This window comes from Agrobacterium sp. fls2-241-TYG-188a (genome assembly GCF_030209845.1).
In genome coordinates this window covers 1,028,771-1,043,796 of the sequence record NZ_JARVRD010000002.1, presented here as the reverse complement: position 1 = coordinate 1,043,796, position 15,026 = coordinate 1,028,771, and the positions used below count along the sequence as shown (strand labels likewise).

Below are 15,026 nucleotides of genomic sequence, written 5' to 3'. Positions count from 1 at the left end.
GAACACCGATTAAGCGGGTTCCCGCGTCATGACAAGGCTTGCGTTCTGTCCACCGAAACCGAAGGAGTTCGAAAGGACAGCGCTGACCTGCGCATCCCGCTTCACGTTCGGCACAACATCCAGCGCAATTGTCGGATCCGGATTGTTGTAATTGATGGTTGGCGGCAATGTCCCGGTCAACATGGTTTGCAGCGAGAATACGGCTTCAACCGCACCCGCCGCAGTCAATGTGTGGCCAATCATCGATTTGTTGGACGATACGGGAATGGATTTAAGCCCTTCGCCGAAGACGGCGAGCATCGAGCTGTACTCCATCTTGTCGTTTTCCGGAGTCGAGGTGCCATGCGCATTGATGTAGCCAATATCGGCTGCAGCAACACCCGCATCAGCGAGAGCAGCATGGATGGTAGCAATCGCAGGGCCGCCGTCCGGTGAGGAGCGCGTGCGATGGAAGCTGTCGGCCTTCTCACCGGCTCCCTTGATGACGCCGAGGATTTTCGCACCGCGAGCCACGGCAGCTTCAAGCGATTCCAGAACAAGCGTGGCTGCGCCTTCTGCAATCACAAATCCATCACGATCCTTGCTGAATGGCTTAGAAGCCTTTTCTGGCGGATCGTTCTGGGTCGACAACGCCGACAGTAGCGAGAACCTGATCAATGCTTCCGCACTGACTGAACCGTCTGTAGCCACCGTTAGCGCCCGGTCTGTGCGACCCTGCCGAATGGCCTCCACACCAAGCTGAATGGCCGTTGCGCCGGAAGCGCAGGCAGTGGACAGCGTAACGGGCAGACCACGCGTGCCGAAACGATCGGCCAAACGCTCGGAAATAGCGCCAAACAGCGCCGCTTCCTGGAATTGCGGGTCTGGACGTTCGCGAAGAGCGGCCATGAAGCGATCATAGGCATCGCCCGGCCTTGCAGCCGGTGGCGAACGGTCAGCCAACTCAAAGCGCGCGCTCCATTCGGGCTCGATGGGAGGAGCTGCCAGAAAGAGTGGTCCGTTGAAGTCACCGGAAAGGCCAGCCTGCGCCAGAGCTTCGATCGTGGTTTCCCGCGCGAAGGCGAAGGAACGCTCGACCGAGTTCGGCTTGGGAATGTCGATGAAATCGACCGTGCCGCAGATTTTCGTCGAAAGGTTTTCCGTCGGGAAACGGGTGATCTTGTGAATGCCGGATTTGCCCGAGGTCAAGGCTGCCCAGTTGTCCTGAAGCCCTTGGCCAAGCGATGTGATGATGCCCATGCCGGTAACGGCAACGATGGGGCGACCGAGGTGGTCCTTGAAATTGCTGGACGCCATGGTGTCTACTCCTCACACATCTCTGGAAAGAACGGCAACGCCTTCGCCGCGAACATGGCCGACTGCCGTCACCACGGCCTGTGCCGGTGCGGAGGTTGCAGCCTTTTCAAATGCCGGGTCAAACGCTGGAACCGCAGCGCCGCTTTCCAGCGCAAGTGCCGCCAAGGCGAGCCCCAGCGGAAATTGCGCCTCAAGTCCATGCCCGGTGACACCACCGAAGCCACGGATGGCCGATGCAGGCAAAGCCTTTGAGAGAACGTCGCGCTCCCGCGTGGTTACCGCGTCATAGCCACTTGCACCGGAGAAAATCACCGTTTCAGCGCCATCCCTTGCAGGGGCCAGCAAACGCTCGAGCCGGGTCTCGAACTTTCCGTCTTCACGGCTGCCACGATCGCCCTCGATGGCGTCAATGCGCGCATAGACCTTGGCACCGCGCGCGCTGGCACGCTTGCGGGATTCCAGCACCAGGAAAGCGCCGACGGAGCCGGTGATCATGCCGCCGCCCTCGCCTTCGGAGCGAGACCACAGAGGCTGCCATTGGCCTTGTGCATGTGCACCGATTGCCTCGAACAGCAACGTCATGTCAGGGCGTTCTGCGGCGAAAGCGCCGCCAACCAGCGCATGGCTGGATTCGCCCGAGCGAATGCGATGAAACGCCGTTTCTACTGCAGAAATGCCCGCAGCCTCTTCGCCCATAAATGTGCGCGATGATCCGGTAACCTTGTGAACGATGGAGATATTTCCGGCCATGAGATTGGAGAGCTGGGCAAGAAACAGCGTTGGACGCAGTTCGGTGGTCAGCTTCTCATTCAACATGACCTCACGGTCGTTGCGTTTAAGGCCCTCATCCACAATCAACGTATCGACATTGATATCGCGCTCGCCACCGCCGGCAGCCACGATCATGTCCATCGTGCCGCAGGCTTCAGCATCTTCCTTCAACCCGGCGTCATCGAGCGCGAGACCGGCTGCAAAAACGCCGAGCCGCTGCCAGTTTTCCATCTGCCGCTGATCCTTGCGGCCAATCTGGCTCGACCAGTCAATCTCTGGCAATGGGTGAATGGGATAGGGCGCGAATTTCTCAGTCTCGACGATTGGATCAGGGGCTGCCTTTGCAGAAAGAAGCGCAACATGGGCATCCACACCGACGCCATGGCACGTTACGATACCGACCCCGGTGATCACCACATCATTGTCAGATTTCATCATCTGTCATCCTTCGTCGCCTGCCGATCAGATTTGGTCCGGCGAGCTTTCCAAAACGGTATGTTACCGCGTGTGCCATGCGGAATAATGCCCACGATGCGGCTTTGCAATGGCGAAGGCCCAAAGACCGCGCCCAACGCATGAGTTTTCGTCAATTATAAGCAGTTGGGACGCAGGAGAGCGAGATTGGTCAGGACCAGTACCACCCTGCCCGCGTCACATAAAACCGGGTCAGACGGACTGGTCGGCCGCAATCGCGGCCATCAGGCCCACCTCTTCCGCACGCTTGCGCACGATGGGGCCAAGGGGAATATCGCTGAAGGGCATGGTTCTGAGCTTCAATTGTGCGTCACAAACCTTCTTGCCATCGGATGTGATTTTCGCCTTCGTCACGGCAAATCCAGAACCGTCGTGCTCCAGATAGGCCTCAATGTCGAGAACGGCATTTGGCTCTACAAAGGTGCGCATCTTGGCGCCATCAACGCTCATGAGAAAAGGCATGGCTGCAAAATCGGTCATTGCCAGAACGAGCATTCCCGAGACCTGCGCCATCGTTTCTATGAGCAACACACCAGGCACAAGCGGCATCCCGGGAAAGTGCCCTTCAAACACCGGGCTTTGAGCAGGAACAACCGACCGCGCCTTGAGAATCCGGGCAGACTTGTCCAGTGACTCGATGCGGTCCACCATCTGAAAATATTCTAGAAGCATGTTCCGTCCGTGACATAGGTGTGTGGAGGGTTCGGCTGCGCCGGAGAGGTGCCGCACGACACGTCCATCATCCCGGATGTGATCCGGGAGCGAGCCGCCGCGCCTCTGCGCGGCAAAAAATCGCATGCGATCATCAACTTGGCCGCAATCGATTCAGTGCGGCGCCGCGATGACGGATACAGTGTGCCCGTCATCGCGTCTTCCGAAATCAGGCCTTGGCAGCCTTCAGCTCGTCGATCTTGGCGCAGAGGTTTTTCAGAACGAAGTATTCCTCGGTCGAAACCTTGCCTTCGTTGACTTCCTGCGTCCACTGCTCGAGCGGAATCTTGATGCCGAATTCCTTGTCGATTGCAAATACGATGTCCAGAAAGTCGAGGCTGTCGATGCCCAGATCGTCGATCGTGTGGCTTTCCGGCGTAATGGTCTCGCGGTCGATTTCGCTGGTGTCAGCGATAATGTCTGCAACCTTGTCGAATGTAGCTGTCACGCCCATAATCCTTCGTGTGTCTTATCCATTAGATCTATTCAGACGCACCACATAGGCAACTTGCTCTAAAAAGCCAATGGTTTCGTGGTGGATCATTGAATTTTCAGCGCAAAGTGTTGCTCAAACAGCAACCGAATGGCGTCCCCGGCCATTCGAGAGATAGGTATCGAAGGATGCGGCGATGCTTCTTGCGAAAGGTTTTCCCGTATCGGTCAGGCTGAAAACATCGCCCTGCATCGTCACAAGGCCGTCTCGTTCGCTCTCGGCAAATTGCCTTGCTTCCGCAATCGCCACCGAAGCGGCCGGACCGTAGAGGCTCGCCAGCGAATCGAGATCCAGCGAAAAATCACACATCAGGCGCTCGATGACGAAAGCGCGCACCCGGTCGTCGAGCGACAGTTCGATGCCGCGCACGACACAGAGATCGTCACCATCCGCCATCCGTTCATATTCGCCGGTGGCAGGCATGTTCTGGACGTAACCTTGAGGCAGCTTGCCGATTGCCGAAGCCCCCAGCCCTATCAGCACATCCGCGCAGTCATCCGTATAGCCCTGGAAATTCCGCTTCAGTGCGCCGTCTTTCAAGGCTATCGCCAGCGTGTCGGTGGCCTTGGCAAAATGGTCGATGCCGATGCTGACATATCCGGCAGCGATCAGCATTTCGGTAGCTGTCGTCATTTGACGGTAACGCTCCGCTACATCAGGTAGCGCCTTTTCCGGTATCAAGGTCTGATGCTTCTTCATCCAGGGCACGTGCGCGTATCCAAAAAGCGCAACGCGGTCCGGATCAAGCGAGACAATCTGCCGGACGGTATCGCGCAGGGTCTCCGTCGTCTGGTGCGGCAATCCATAGAGAATGTCGCAGTTGACGGAATGCACGCCCCTCGCCCGGACTGCATCGACCACGCTTTTGGTTTGCTCGAAGCTCTGGAGACGGTTGATCGTCCGCTGAACCTTGGGATCGAAGTCCTGAACCCCCAGACTTGCTCGCGTCATGCCGATGGCAGCAAGAGCATCATAACGCTCTTCATCCAGATCGTTCGGGTCCATCTCGACACTGATTTCAACATCCGAGCCAAAGGAGAAGGACGAGCGAAGACAGTCCATCAGCGCAATCATGTCCTCCGGCTTAAGCATCGTGGGTGAACCACCACCGAAATGCACGGCGGTGACCCTTGCATCCTTGGAGACGATGCCGCCGACCTTCTTGATCTCGCGGTGCAACGACTTCAGGTACGCCGCTATGGGTTCATACTTTAGCGTATGCTTGGTGTGACAGGCACAAAACCAGCAAAGACGGTCGCAATAGGGAATGTGCAGATAAAGCGAAATCCGGTTTTCAGCGTCGATGGCGTGGAGCCATGTCTCATAGACCTGCGAATCAACCCCCTCGTGAAAATGCGGAGCTGTCGGATAGCTCGTGTAACGCGGTACGGGATTGGCATATTTCCGAATGAGGTGCTCTGTCACGGTGTGTTTCCCCCCTTGGCATGTATCAATTCTGCGACCAGCGATACAACCTGCGACAGTTTGCAACTTTGACTTCGATCAAGTCCCGGTGTAAACATCGAGCAATAAAAGCCGAGGGGGATATCGGCTTATCGGGGCGAGCGAGAGCACATCGTGAGAGTTGCATTTCATTGCCTTGATCTTTTGATCGGAACTTGAACGATGGATACGCTGCAACGAAACGTACATAATTCAGAAATTCCTGTCGTGTGCCGTGCGTGCGAAGCACGGCATGGTGGATTGTGTGGGGTATTGGTTCCCGAGCAACTGGCGGAACTCAATCGACACTCGGCACGAAAGAAGATTGATCAGGGTACGGAACTGCTTGGACAGGGTGAGCAGGTTCCCTATTACGCCAATATATTGAGGGGCGTCGTAAAGCTTTCAAAAATGATGTCGGACGGTCGTCAACAGATCGTCGGTTTGCAGTTCGCTCCTGATTTTCTTGGGCGGCCCTTCATAGCCGAAAGCAGCATGAGTGCCGAAGCGGCTACGGATCTTGAAATCTGCAGCTTTCCTCGTCGTGTCATAGACAGGATGGTCAGCAGTGTGCCCGGGATGGAGCGCAAGCTTCACAGCCAGTCGCTTAAGGAACTGGATGAAGCACGCGATTGGATGCTCACGCTCGGTCGTAAATCCGCTCAGGAGAAAGTTGCAAGCTTCCTCTATTTGATCGCAACTCATATCGACCCCGAAAAAACGGACAAATCCTGCTTCGACTTGCCGCTGTCACGCGCCGACATTGCAGACTTTCTGGGTCTGACCATTGAAACGGTCAGCCGCCAGATGACAAAGCTGCGCAAGGACAACATTATCCAGATCGAGAATAACCGCCACATCACGGTGCCAGACATGGCTGCGCTGAACTTTGCAGCGGGCAACGACTGAGTCTAAAAAGGCGCTCAAGTTGGATGGCCGAGATGAACGGCCATCACATAGGGCGCCTTAGCTTGCGCTGCATTGAACAGCGTAGCGGCAAACACCAGACAGACAAAGAAGCATTTCATTTTTCACGCCCCCCAGCGCCACCGACACTCTGTGCCATTAGGGGGCATTATACGTCCAACTTTACTATGCTGGCTTAAGGAACGCGGTAATCCGGCGCTTACCCGAACGGTTAGGATTCAATCAGGCGCTTTTACGCGCCGTTAACCGAAGCCTCACTGGGACGCCGCAGGCGTGGCCGTGGGGTTTTGCTGGGCCGAAAGTGCGCGCAGTTCCGCGACACGGCGCTTATATTCCGCTTCGGAAATCTGCCCCTTGCTGCGCGCATTGCCGAGCCGGGTCATCGACGTCTCCATCGTGTTGGCTTCGTCATTTTCCATTTGCGGCAAGGCAGCCGTCATCGGCGTTGCAAATGTTGGATAGGTTCCCGTGTCGCGCTTCTGTGCAACTGGCGACGAATCGACAGTTCTCGGACCGACGACCTGGGCTGCCGGGCGCTTCATATTCGCAGGCGCAACCACCGGATCGAGATTCCTGCATCCGCCTATCAGTGGCAAAAGAATGCCGCAGATCGACAGGGCGGTTACCGCTCTTACGCGTTCGAGATGCTTGCCCATGTCTATGCCCCGCCTGTAACGTAGTCTTCGAATGCCGGACGCCGGAATCCGGAGCGTCGCTTTGCTGGAACTTGTATTCGTTTTCATGCAGAATGTGCAAACACAAAAATGCGCCGGAGGGCAATGTATGGCGGGCACGAATGGCGAAGTGAACGACAAGGGGGAGAAGCCCGAGGGCTCTACCGCCGAATCGGCCGAAGCCTATATCGTGCGGGATCCTCAGGCTTTTGCCATGAACGTCGCGCGGGCTCTGGAAAATCTTGGCAAGGCGGCGTCGGAATGGCTGGCACCGCGTGAGCGTGGCGAGATTCCACCGACCTCTGCCAGCCCGATGAGCGATCTCGTCCGGACCATGTCGGATGTCGCCGAATACTGGATGGCCGAGCCGAAACGGTCCATCGAGGCGCAAACGCATCTTCTTTCGAGCTATTTCGACATCTGGCAAAAATCGCTTTCACAATATTCCTCCGGGCAGGACGATACCAAGGCGCAGGAGCGCGCCCAAACCACCCACAAACGATTTGCCGATGAGGCCTGGCAGACGAACCCGTTCTTCGATCTCTTGCAGAAGATTTACTTCGCAACGGCCGCCTGGGCGGAAAAAATGGTCAGCGAGGCAGAAGGTCTGGATGAGAAGACGCGGCAGAAGGCCCGTTTTTACATGCGGCAAGTCACGGAGGCGATTTCACCCGCCAATTTCGCCTTTACCAACCCGCAGGTCTTTCGTGAGACGGTGGCAACCAGCGGTGCCAATCTCGTCAAGGGCATGGCGCAACTGGCCGAAGACATGGCCGCTGGCAATGGCAACATCAAACTGCGCCAGACGGATTACAGCAAGTTCGTCATCGGCCAGAATCTCGCGGTGACGCCCGGCAAGGTCATAGCCCGCAGCCAACTGTGCGAAATCATCCAATACACGCCATCAACGGAAACGGTGTGGAAAGAGCCGCTGCTGATCATTCCGCCCTGGATCAACAAATTCTACATTCTCGATCTCAACGCGCGAAAATCCTTCGTGAAATGGTGCGTCGATCAGGGCCACAGCGTTTTCATGATCTCATGGGTCAATCCGGACAGCCGTCATGCGGACAAAAGCTGGGATGACTATATTGAAGAGGGAATCCAATTCGCCCTTGATAGCATCAAACAGGCGACAGGCGAAAATGACGTCAACGCGGTGGGATATTGCATTGGCGGAACCCTGCTCGCCTCCACTCTTGCCCTGCACGCCCAGACGAGCGACCACCGCATCAAGACCGCGACGTTTCTTGCCGCCCAGACGGATTTTACCCATGCCGGCGATCTGAAGGTCTTTATCGATGAGCAGCAACTGGCGGCTCTCGATGTTCATATGAAGGCGGTCGGATATCTGGATGGCGCCATCATGGCCAGTGTCTTCAATATGCTCCGAGCATCCGATCTCGTCTGGCCTTACGTGGTGGATAACTATCTGCGGGGGGCACAGCCGCCGCCTTTTGATCTTCTCTACTGGAATTCTGATTCCACCCGCGTGGCAGCGGCCAACCATTCCTTCTATCTGCGAAACTGCTATCTGGAGAACAATCTCGCTGAAGGCCGGATGAAGGTTGCTGGAAAGGTCATCAAGCTGAGCGATGTCACAATCCCGGTTTATGATCTCGCTGCCCGGGAAGACCACATCGCACCGGCAAAATCGGTCTTTACTGGTGCTGGCCTGTTTGGCGGACCGGTAGAGTTCGTGCTCAGCGCTTCGGGCCACATCGCCGGTGTGGTCAATCCACCGGACGCGGAAAAGTACCAGTACTGGACACGCAACTTGTCACCCGAAGGTGACTTCGATGACTGGCAGCAGTCCGCAGATGCTCACAAGGGCTCGTGGTGGCCGCACTGGCAGGAATGGCTTGCGTCTCACAACACACAACAGGTTGCCGCCCGCATACCCGGCGAAGGAGCCCTGACACCGCTTTGCGACGCGCCCGGAACCTATGTTCTTGAATAAGAAACCCGCGAACACGACACTGCGGCATGTTGTTTGATTCGCCACTTGTCCCCGCGACACTTGTTTCCCGTTATAAACGCTTTCTTTTCGATGCGGTGCTGGAAGATGGCACGGCCATCACAGGTTCCTGCCCCAACACCGGGTCGATGCGCGGTCTGACGACGCCAGGCTCACGCATATGGTTGTCACAGCACGAAAGCGCCACACGCAAGCATCGATACATGCTTGAACTCGTGGAGGCGGACGGGACGATTGTTGGCATCAACACCTCCATGCCCAACAAACTTGTGCAGGAGGCGCTGGGCGCGGCGGCCATTCCATCTCTTGCCGGGTATTCGACAATAAAACGCGAACAAAGATACGGCAAAAATTCGCGAATCGACTTTCTCCTGTCTGCAAATGGCAGGCCTGATGCCTATGTCGAGGTGAAGAATGTACATTTCACTCGGCAGAAAGGGCTCGCAGAGTTTCCCGACACGGCCACCAAACGGGGCGTCAAGCATCTGGAAGAGTTGGGCGACGCAGCGCAGGCAGGGTATCGCGCGGTCATGCTCTACGTCATCCAGCGGTCAGACTGCGACCTTTTCCGGATCTGCGATGACCTGGACCCCGCCTACTCCGTCGCATTCCACCATGCCAGGAAGCGTGGCGTAGAGGCCTACGCCATGAAATGTAGCGTTTCGGCACAGGAAATCGTAGCAAACGAGATGGTTGCAATAGACGACCGGCACCCTGCTGCTTTATGAAACAAAGCATTGAAGGACAAGAAAGCTTTATAATGGTCACCTACATCGACGCAGCATCGGCACCCATGAAAAATACCGGCGTTATTCGCTTGTATAACGCAGAGGATTTTGCAGGAATGCGCAAGGCCAGTCAGTTGACGGCGCGCTGCCTTGATGAACTGGCCAGCCTTGTCAAACCCGGCGTCACGACCAATACGATCGACCGGTTCGTCTTCGAATTCGGGATGGATCACGACGCCCTTCCCGCCACGTTGAATTATCGCGGCTATACCAAGTCCGTCTGCACCTCCATCAACCATGTTGTTTGCCACGGCATTCCGGATGATAAACCCCTGCGCGAAGGCGACATCGTCAATATTGACGTGACCTATATTCTGGACGGCTGGTACGGCGACTCCAGCCGCATGTACCCCGTCGGCCAGATCAAGCGTGCGTCGGAGCGTCTTCTGGAAGTGACCTATGAGTGCCTGATGCGTGGCATTGCGGCGGTAAGGCCGGGCGTTCGCACCGGGGCAATCGGCGCGGCAATCCAGGCCTATGCGGAAGCCGAGCGTTGCTCAGTCGTTACTGATTTCTGCGGGCACGGCGTGGGGCGTCTGTTTCACGATACGCCGAACATTCTCCACTATGGCAAGGAGAGCGACGGTCCCGAAATCCGCGAGGGCATGATCTTTACGATCGAGCCGATGATCAATCTCGGCAAGCCAAATGTGAAAGTCCTTTCCGATGGATGGACCGCAGTCACGCGGGACCGCTCACTCTCCGCCCAGTACGAACATGCTGTGGGCGTGACAGCAACAGGCTGCGAGATTTTCACACTTTCGCCAGGTGGTCTCCACCGCCCTGGACTACCGCCGCTCTAATTTTTGAGAGACGATGCCAATGGCCAAAAGCCCCGCTGATCAGACGACGTTGTTCAATTCGGAAACAGGCGTGGAAGGCGACAGCAACGATCTTGCGGAAGTCATGGATGAGCGCGGCTTTTTTGCTGAGCCCAGGCAGGTCGCAAAGAAGATGAAGGGCGAGTTGACGCCTGCCCCTGACGCCGATGGGGCCCACTATCTCGGTCATCGTGAGCGTCTCCGTGCCAAATATCGCGACAATGGCGACGCAGCCCTGGCTGACTATGAGTTGCTGGAGCTTCTTCTGTTCCGCCTCATTCCCCGGCGTGACACAAAACCAATTGCGAAGGCACTGATTGCTCGCTTCGGCACGTTCGGTGGCGTCATGGGAGCGCCTGTTGCCTTGTTACAAGAGGTAAAAGGAGTCGGGGAAGCGGTTGCGCTCGATCTCAAGCTCATCGCCTCTGCATCACAACGGATGCTGAAAAGCGAAATCAGAAACAAGCAGGTGTTGGGATCATGGTCTTCTGTGATTGACTATTGCCATGCGGCAATGGCGCATGAATCACGAGAGCAGTTTCGTATTCTATTTCTCGACAAGAGAAATGTGCTGATCGCAGATGAAGTCCAGGGGCAAGGAACTGTTGATCACACGCCGGTCTATCCCCGGGAAGTCGTGAGACGGGCGCTCGAGCTTTCCTCCACCGCGATCATCCTCGTCCACAATCATCCCAGTGGAGATCCGACCCCGTCCCGAGCCGATATCGACATGACCAAGACAATTGTCGACACGGCAAAACCACTGGGAATTGCCGTGCATGATCACATCATAATCGGGAAGGATGGGCACGTTAGCTTCAAGGGCCTACGGCTGATCTGACGGCTACGCCGCCCGAAAACGACCCAGCCCAAAAAAAGTTCCGCCATTTGCATTTTTTTTGCGCATGTGCCCCTGGGTTGAAATCTTTTCCTTAACAGAAAATCAATTTCCGTGTTTTAGCCTTTTCGAAAATAACATATTTTCAGGGGGCGCCATCATGGGAATGGCAAACATCTTCCGTAATCGATCTGGATCAGCAGCGGTCGAATTTGCCATCGTCGCTCCGGTCTTCATACTCGTGATTTTGACCATGATTGCCTACGGCATCTATCTGACAGCGGCCTATGCGGTGCAACAGGTCGCCGCAGATGCTGCTCGCACAGCAATTGCTGGCATGAGCACCCCTGAGCGGCAAGCCCTTGCCAAAGACTTCATCGACAAAAGCGCGCTGAATTACGTCTTCCTCGACAAGAACCACCTGAATGTTTCCGTAGACAGCGATCCTTTCAACGTAACGCAGTTCACGGTGACCGTCGAATATGACGCCACGGAACTGCCGATCTGGAGCCTCTATACCTACGCCCTTCCTGACAAGACAATCCGCCGCTTTTCGACAATCCGTATCGGGGGAGTATGACATGCCGAAATGGACGACCTTGTTCAGGCATCTCGCCTCGGATCGCTCCGGAAATATAGCTGTCATGGCGGCCATCACCTCCCCGCTCATCATGGGGGTTCTGGCCCTGGGTGTGGATTATGGTTCGCTCACCCTGCAAAAGCGGCAGTTGCAAAACACCGCTGATCTTGCGGCGGTATCGGCGGCGTCAGCAATCAACCCCGAACGGGCCGTGCTGCAGTTTTTTCAGATCAACAATGAGAATTTGGGCGTCAAGTTGAACTCCACCCTCTTGACGACAAGCGGAACCGTCACATTCGATCCAGACACCGTTTTCTCAACGACCGATGGCTATGCCGAAATAGTCAAAGGCCGATATTATCCCGACGCCAGCATAGCTGTGGGGCAACGCTTCGTTCCCAATGCGACACCCTACAATGCTGTGAAGGTCAACATCGTTGAAAAGGGCCGCATCTATTTTGCCAGCAGTTTCGCACAATCACCAACGATCAGCGCGACAGGCACGGCTGCAGCCCAGAAGCTGGCAGCCTTTTCGATAGGCACGCGCCTGGCAAGCTTGAACAACGGTCTCCTGAACGGCCTGCTCGGCGGGCTCTTGGGAACAGACATATCGTTAAATCTGATGGACTATCAGGCACTGGTTTCCGCTGACGTGAACGCACTGGCCGTTGTCGACGCGCTGGCTAGCGATATCAACCTGACGGCGGGCACCTACCGAGATGTTCTTCAAACCGAGATTACCTACAGCAAATTTCTGGCTGCACTGAACAAGGCGTCTGGGGGAAAACCTGCTGTCAACACTGCGCTAAAGTCTCTCGAAAAGCTGGTCAACAAGACAACGGTCAAGCTTCGGCTTGAACGGTTGATGGCGTTGGAACCCATTCTCGATAAGAAGATAGGGACTGCAGAAAATCTCAACCTGCAAGCCGGCGTTTTCGATCTCATTTCCGCCGCGGCCACGGCTGCCAATGGCGGTAAGCAGCTTTCACTCGACACTGGCATCACTGTACCGGGACTTGCCTCAACCCAGCTGACGCTGGCAATCGGTGAGCCCCCGGTTGGCACGCCCCCGCTTGCCGTGGGCGCAACAGGCACCATCGTCAGAACGGCTCAAACGCGCCTGTCCATCAACACCAAGGTCGATGGCTTGAAGGCGCTGCTGGGGCTTACCGTCAATATTCCCCTTTATGTGGAAGTTGCGACAGGCGAAGCGAAATTGTCTGACGTTCGCTGCAGTGCCAATGGCACAGGCTCAGTGGATGTGGAGGTGGTGCCGGGCATCGCAGAACTCTCCCTCGGTCAGGTGGATATGGCAGCCTTCAACAATTTTGGCAAAGATCCAAGGGTAACCAGAACGGCCATCGTCGACTCTCTCGTTCTCAAGGTGAGCGGATTGTCCCATGTGGACAGCGCCAACCTGACAAAGACGAAACTTACCTTCCGGCAAAGTGAGATTGACCAAGCCTTGTCGAAGACAATATCGACAAAAGACGCTTCGACTTCACTGATTAAGACGCTTCTCAAAAATGCTGATCTTGATATCAACCTTCTCTTTATCTCGCTCGGCTCCAACGCGACCGTCCAGGCGGCACTCTCGGAAACACTCTCAGCCGCGACGACGCCGATCGATACCCTGCTTTACAACACTTTGCTTGTTCTGGGCGTAAAGCTCGGCGCGGCAGATGTTCGCGTCACTGATCTTCGCTGTATGCATCCTGCCCTTGTCCAATAAACATTTGCGTTTCTGCCAAAACGTAAAAAAGCCGCCGGATCGCTCCGACGGCTTTTCGCTTTCATTGATCTCGATCAGCCGTTGACGACAGCCATACGCTTTTCGTCACGGCCGCTTTTCATGCGCTCGGACAGCAGGAAGGCCAGTTCCAGCGCCTGGTCGGCGTTGAGACGCGGGTCACAATGCGTGTGGTAGCGGTCAGATAGCGAATCGGCAGTAACGGTACGCGCACCACCGGTGCATTCGGTCACGTCCTTGCCGGTCATCTCGATGTGGATGCCACCTGGATGGGTGCCTTCGGCGCGGTGGATCTGGAAGAAGCTTTCGACTTCCGACAGAATGCGCTCGAATGGACGCGTCTTGTAGTGATTGAGCGTGATCGTGTTGCCATGCATAGGATCACAGGACCAGACGACCTTGCGCCCTTCCTTTTCCACGGCACGGATCAACTTCGGTAGGCTCTCGGCAACCTTGTCATGACCAAAGCGGCAGATAAGCGTCAGACGGCCGGCTTCGTTGGATGGGTTCAGCGCATCGATGAGCTCGATCAGATTGTCCGGCTGCAAGGACGGGCCGCACTTCAGACCGATCGGGTTCTTGATGCCACGGAAATATTCCACATGGGCGTGGTCAAGCTGGCGCGTACGATCACCAATCCACAGCATGTGGCCCGATGTCGCGTACCAGTCGCCCGATGTCGAGTCGATACGGGTCAAGGCTTCTTCATAGCCGAGCAGCAACGCTTCGTGGCTGGTGAAGAAATCGGTTTCGCGCAGGCTGGGCTGGTTTTCCGCAGTGATGCCGATGGCCTTCATGAAGTCCATGGTTTCGGAAATGCGGCTGGCAAGCTTGCGATAACGGTCCGCCTGCGGGCTATCCTTGACGAAACCGAGCATCCACTGGTGCACGTTTTCGAGATTGGCATAACCACCCATAGCGAAGGCGCGCAGAAGGTTCAGTGTAGCAGCCGACTGGCGGTATGCGTCCAGCTGGCGCTCAGGGCTTGGAATGCGCGATGCTTCGTTGAACTCGATACCGTTGATGATGTCACCACGGTAAGACGGAAGGCTGACGCCATCCAGTGTTTCGATGTTCGACGAGCGTGGCTTGGCAAACTGGCCAGCGATACGGCCAACCTTCACCACGGGAAGCTGCGCGCCATAGGTCAGAACGACCGCCATCTGCAAAAACGCGCGGAAGAAGTCACGAATATTGTCAGCGCCGTGCTCAAGGAAGCTCTCTGCGCAATCCCCACCCTGAAGCAGGAAGGCTTCGCCTTCGGCAACACTGGCAAGCTGCTTTTTCAGGCGCCGCGCTTCACCCGCAAAAACCAGCGGCGGATAGGTTGCAAGCGTCGCTTCCGTTGCCGAAAGTGCTGCCGCATCCGGATATTCGGGAACCTGCTGGATCGGTTTGTGTCTCCAGCTACCGGGCGTCCAATTCTGTGCCATGTCTTCCACCTGGTTAAGGCCAACTCTGTCGTTATTGGCGATCTCTAAA

General features: G+C 56.2%; 14 protein-coding genes. 7 read left to right on the top strand and 7 right to left on the bottom strand.

Annotated elements, in window-relative coordinates; genetic code table 11:
* Positions 1-9 precede the first annotated feature (9 nt).
* The 5 genes from QRN85_RS11805 to hemN form a co-directional block, all read right to left on the bottom strand.
* A complete protein-coding gene (locus tag QRN85_RS11805) occupies positions 10-1,296 on the bottom strand; it encodes a beta-ketoacyl-ACP synthase (RefSeq protein WP_113170627.1) in 1,287 nt (428 codons plus the stop codon).
* Between the two features lie 12 nt (positions 1,297-1,308).
* Positions 1,309-2,505: a beta-ketoacyl-ACP synthase gene (locus tag QRN85_RS11800; protein ID WP_284758168.1), complete on the bottom strand. Its 1,197-nt coding sequence runs from the start codon at positions 2,503-2,505 to the stop codon at positions 1,309-1,311.
* A gap of 228 nt (positions 2,506-2,733) precedes the next feature.
* Complete coding sequence (locus tag QRN85_RS11795; RefSeq protein ID WP_062589921.1) at positions 2,734-3,213, bottom strand: 3-hydroxyacyl-ACP dehydratase FabZ family protein; 480 nt, start codon at positions 3,211-3,213, stop codon at positions 2,734-2,736.
* 208 nt (positions 3,214-3,421) lie between these two features.
* The gene (locus QRN85_RS11790) at positions 3,422-3,706 is read right to left on the bottom strand and encodes an acyl carrier protein (RefSeq protein ID WP_112963452.1); all 285 of its coding nucleotides are present in this window, start codon (positions 3,704-3,706) and stop codon (positions 3,422-3,424) included.
* Between the two features lie 114 nt (positions 3,707-3,820).
* A complete protein-coding gene (gene hemN / locus QRN85_RS11785; RefSeq protein ID WP_113098605.1) occupies positions 3,821-5,170 on the bottom strand; it encodes an oxygen-independent coproporphyrinogen III oxidase in 1,350 nt (449 codons plus the stop codon).
* 201 nt (positions 5,171-5,371) lie between these two features.
* Here hemN and fnrN point away from each other — a divergent pair, with 201 nt between their 5' ends.
* Positions 5,372-6,097 (top strand): transcriptional regulator FnrN, encoded by a 726-nt coding sequence (fnrN, locus tag QRN85_RS11780; protein ID WP_112963450.1) that lies wholly within the window; start codon positions 5,372-5,374, stop codon positions 6,095-6,097.
* Positions 6,098-6,369: 272 nt separating this feature from the next.
* On the opposite strand, the gene QRN85_RS11775 is transcribed toward fnrN, so the two are convergent.
* The gene (locus tag QRN85_RS11775; RefSeq protein ID WP_112963449.1) at positions 6,370-6,771 is read right to left on the bottom strand and encodes a hypothetical protein; all 402 of its coding nucleotides are present in this window, start codon (positions 6,769-6,771) and stop codon (positions 6,370-6,372) included.
* Between the two features lie 127 nt (positions 6,772-6,898).
* On the opposite strand from QRN85_RS11775, the gene QRN85_RS11770 reads away from it, so the two are divergent.
* From QRN85_RS11770 to QRN85_RS11745, 6 genes are all read left to right on the top strand, one after another.
* Positions 6,899-8,749 (top strand): PHA/PHB synthase family protein, encoded by a 1,851-nt coding sequence (locus QRN85_RS11770; protein ID WP_284758166.1) that lies wholly within the window; start codon positions 6,899-6,901, stop codon positions 8,747-8,749.
* A gap of 26 nt (positions 8,750-8,775) precedes the next feature.
* Complete coding sequence (gene sfsA, locus QRN85_RS11765) at positions 8,776-9,495, top strand: DNA/RNA nuclease SfsA (protein ID WP_284758163.1); 720 nt, start codon at positions 8,776-8,778, stop codon at positions 9,493-9,495.
* A 32-nt stretch (positions 9,496-9,527) separates the two neighbouring features.
* Positions 9,528-10,358 (top strand): type I methionyl aminopeptidase, encoded by an 831-nt coding sequence (gene map / locus QRN85_RS11760; protein ID WP_162726772.1) that lies wholly within the window; start codon positions 9,528-9,530, stop codon positions 10,356-10,358.
* A 19-nt stretch (positions 10,359-10,377) separates the two neighbouring features.
* Complete coding sequence (gene radC, locus QRN85_RS11755; protein ID WP_062589826.1) at positions 10,378-11,217, top strand: RadC family protein; 840 nt, start codon at positions 10,378-10,380, stop codon at positions 11,215-11,217.
* A 157-nt stretch (positions 11,218-11,374) separates the two neighbouring features.
* Positions 11,375-11,794 (top strand): TadE family protein, encoded by a 420-nt coding sequence (locus QRN85_RS11750; RefSeq protein WP_062589827.1) that lies wholly within the window; start codon positions 11,375-11,377, stop codon positions 11,792-11,794.
* Position 11,795: 1 nt separating this feature from the next.
* Positions 11,796-13,526, top strand: a complete 1,731-nt coding sequence (locus tag QRN85_RS11745) for a pilus assembly protein TadG-related protein (protein ID WP_284758160.1) — start codon at positions 11,796-11,798, stop codon at positions 13,524-13,526.
* Positions 13,527-13,600: 74 nt separating this feature from the next.
* Here QRN85_RS11745 and QRN85_RS11740 read toward each other — a convergent pair whose 3' ends face one another.
* Positions 13,601-14,977 carry a class II 3-deoxy-7-phosphoheptulonate synthase gene (locus tag QRN85_RS11740; RefSeq protein ID WP_062589829.1) on the bottom strand — a complete coding sequence of 459 codons (1,377 nt, stop codon included), beginning with the start codon at positions 14,975-14,977 and terminating at the stop codon, positions 13,601-13,603.
* Between the last annotated feature and the right edge of the window lie 49 nt (positions 14,978-15,026).

Coding starts and splice junctions, on each gene's coding strand:
- QRN85_RS11740 (WP_062589829.1), bottom strand. CDS start 14,977: ATGGCACAGAATTGGACGCCCGGTAGCTGGAGACACAAACCGATCCAG.
- QRN85_RS11790 (WP_112963452.1), bottom strand. CDS start 3,706: ATGGGCGTGACAGCTACATTCGACAAGGTTGCAGACATTATCGCTGAC.
- QRN85_RS11770 (WP_284758166.1), top strand. CDS start 6,899: ATGGCGGGCACGAATGGCGAAGTGAACGACAAGGGGGAGAAGCCCGAG.
- QRN85_RS11750 (WP_062589827.1), top strand. CDS start 11,375: ATGGGAATGGCAAACATCTTCCGTAATCGATCTGGATCAGCAGCGGTC.
- QRN85_RS11805 (WP_113170627.1), bottom strand. CDS start 1,296: ATGGCGTCCAGCAATTTCAAGGACCACCTCGGTCGCCCCATCGTTGCC.
- QRN85_RS11745 (WP_284758160.1), top strand. CDS start 11,796: ATGCCGAAATGGACGACCTTGTTCAGGCATCTCGCCTCGGATCGCTCC.
- map (WP_162726772.1), top strand. CDS start 9,528: ATGGTCACCTACATCGACGCAGCATCGGCACCCATGAAAAATACCGGC.
- QRN85_RS11800 (WP_284758168.1), bottom strand. CDS start 2,505: ATGATGAAATCTGACAATGATGTGGTGATCACCGGGGTCGGTATCGTA.
- QRN85_RS11775 (WP_112963449.1), bottom strand. CDS start 6,771: ATGGGCAAGCATCTCGAACGCGTAAGAGCGGTAACCGCCCTGTCGATC.
- fnrN (WP_112963450.1), top strand. CDS start 5,372: ATGGATACGCTGCAACGAAACGTACATAATTCAGAAATTCCTGTCGTG.
- QRN85_RS11795 (WP_062589921.1), bottom strand. CDS start 3,213: ATGCTTCTAGAATATTTTCAGATGGTGGACCGCATCGAGTCACTGGAC.
- radC (WP_062589826.1), top strand. CDS start 10,378: ATGGCCAAAAGCCCCGCTGATCAGACGACGTTGTTCAATTCGGAAACA.
- sfsA (WP_284758163.1), top strand. CDS start 8,776: ATGTTGTTTGATTCGCCACTTGTCCCCGCGACACTTGTTTCCCGTTAT.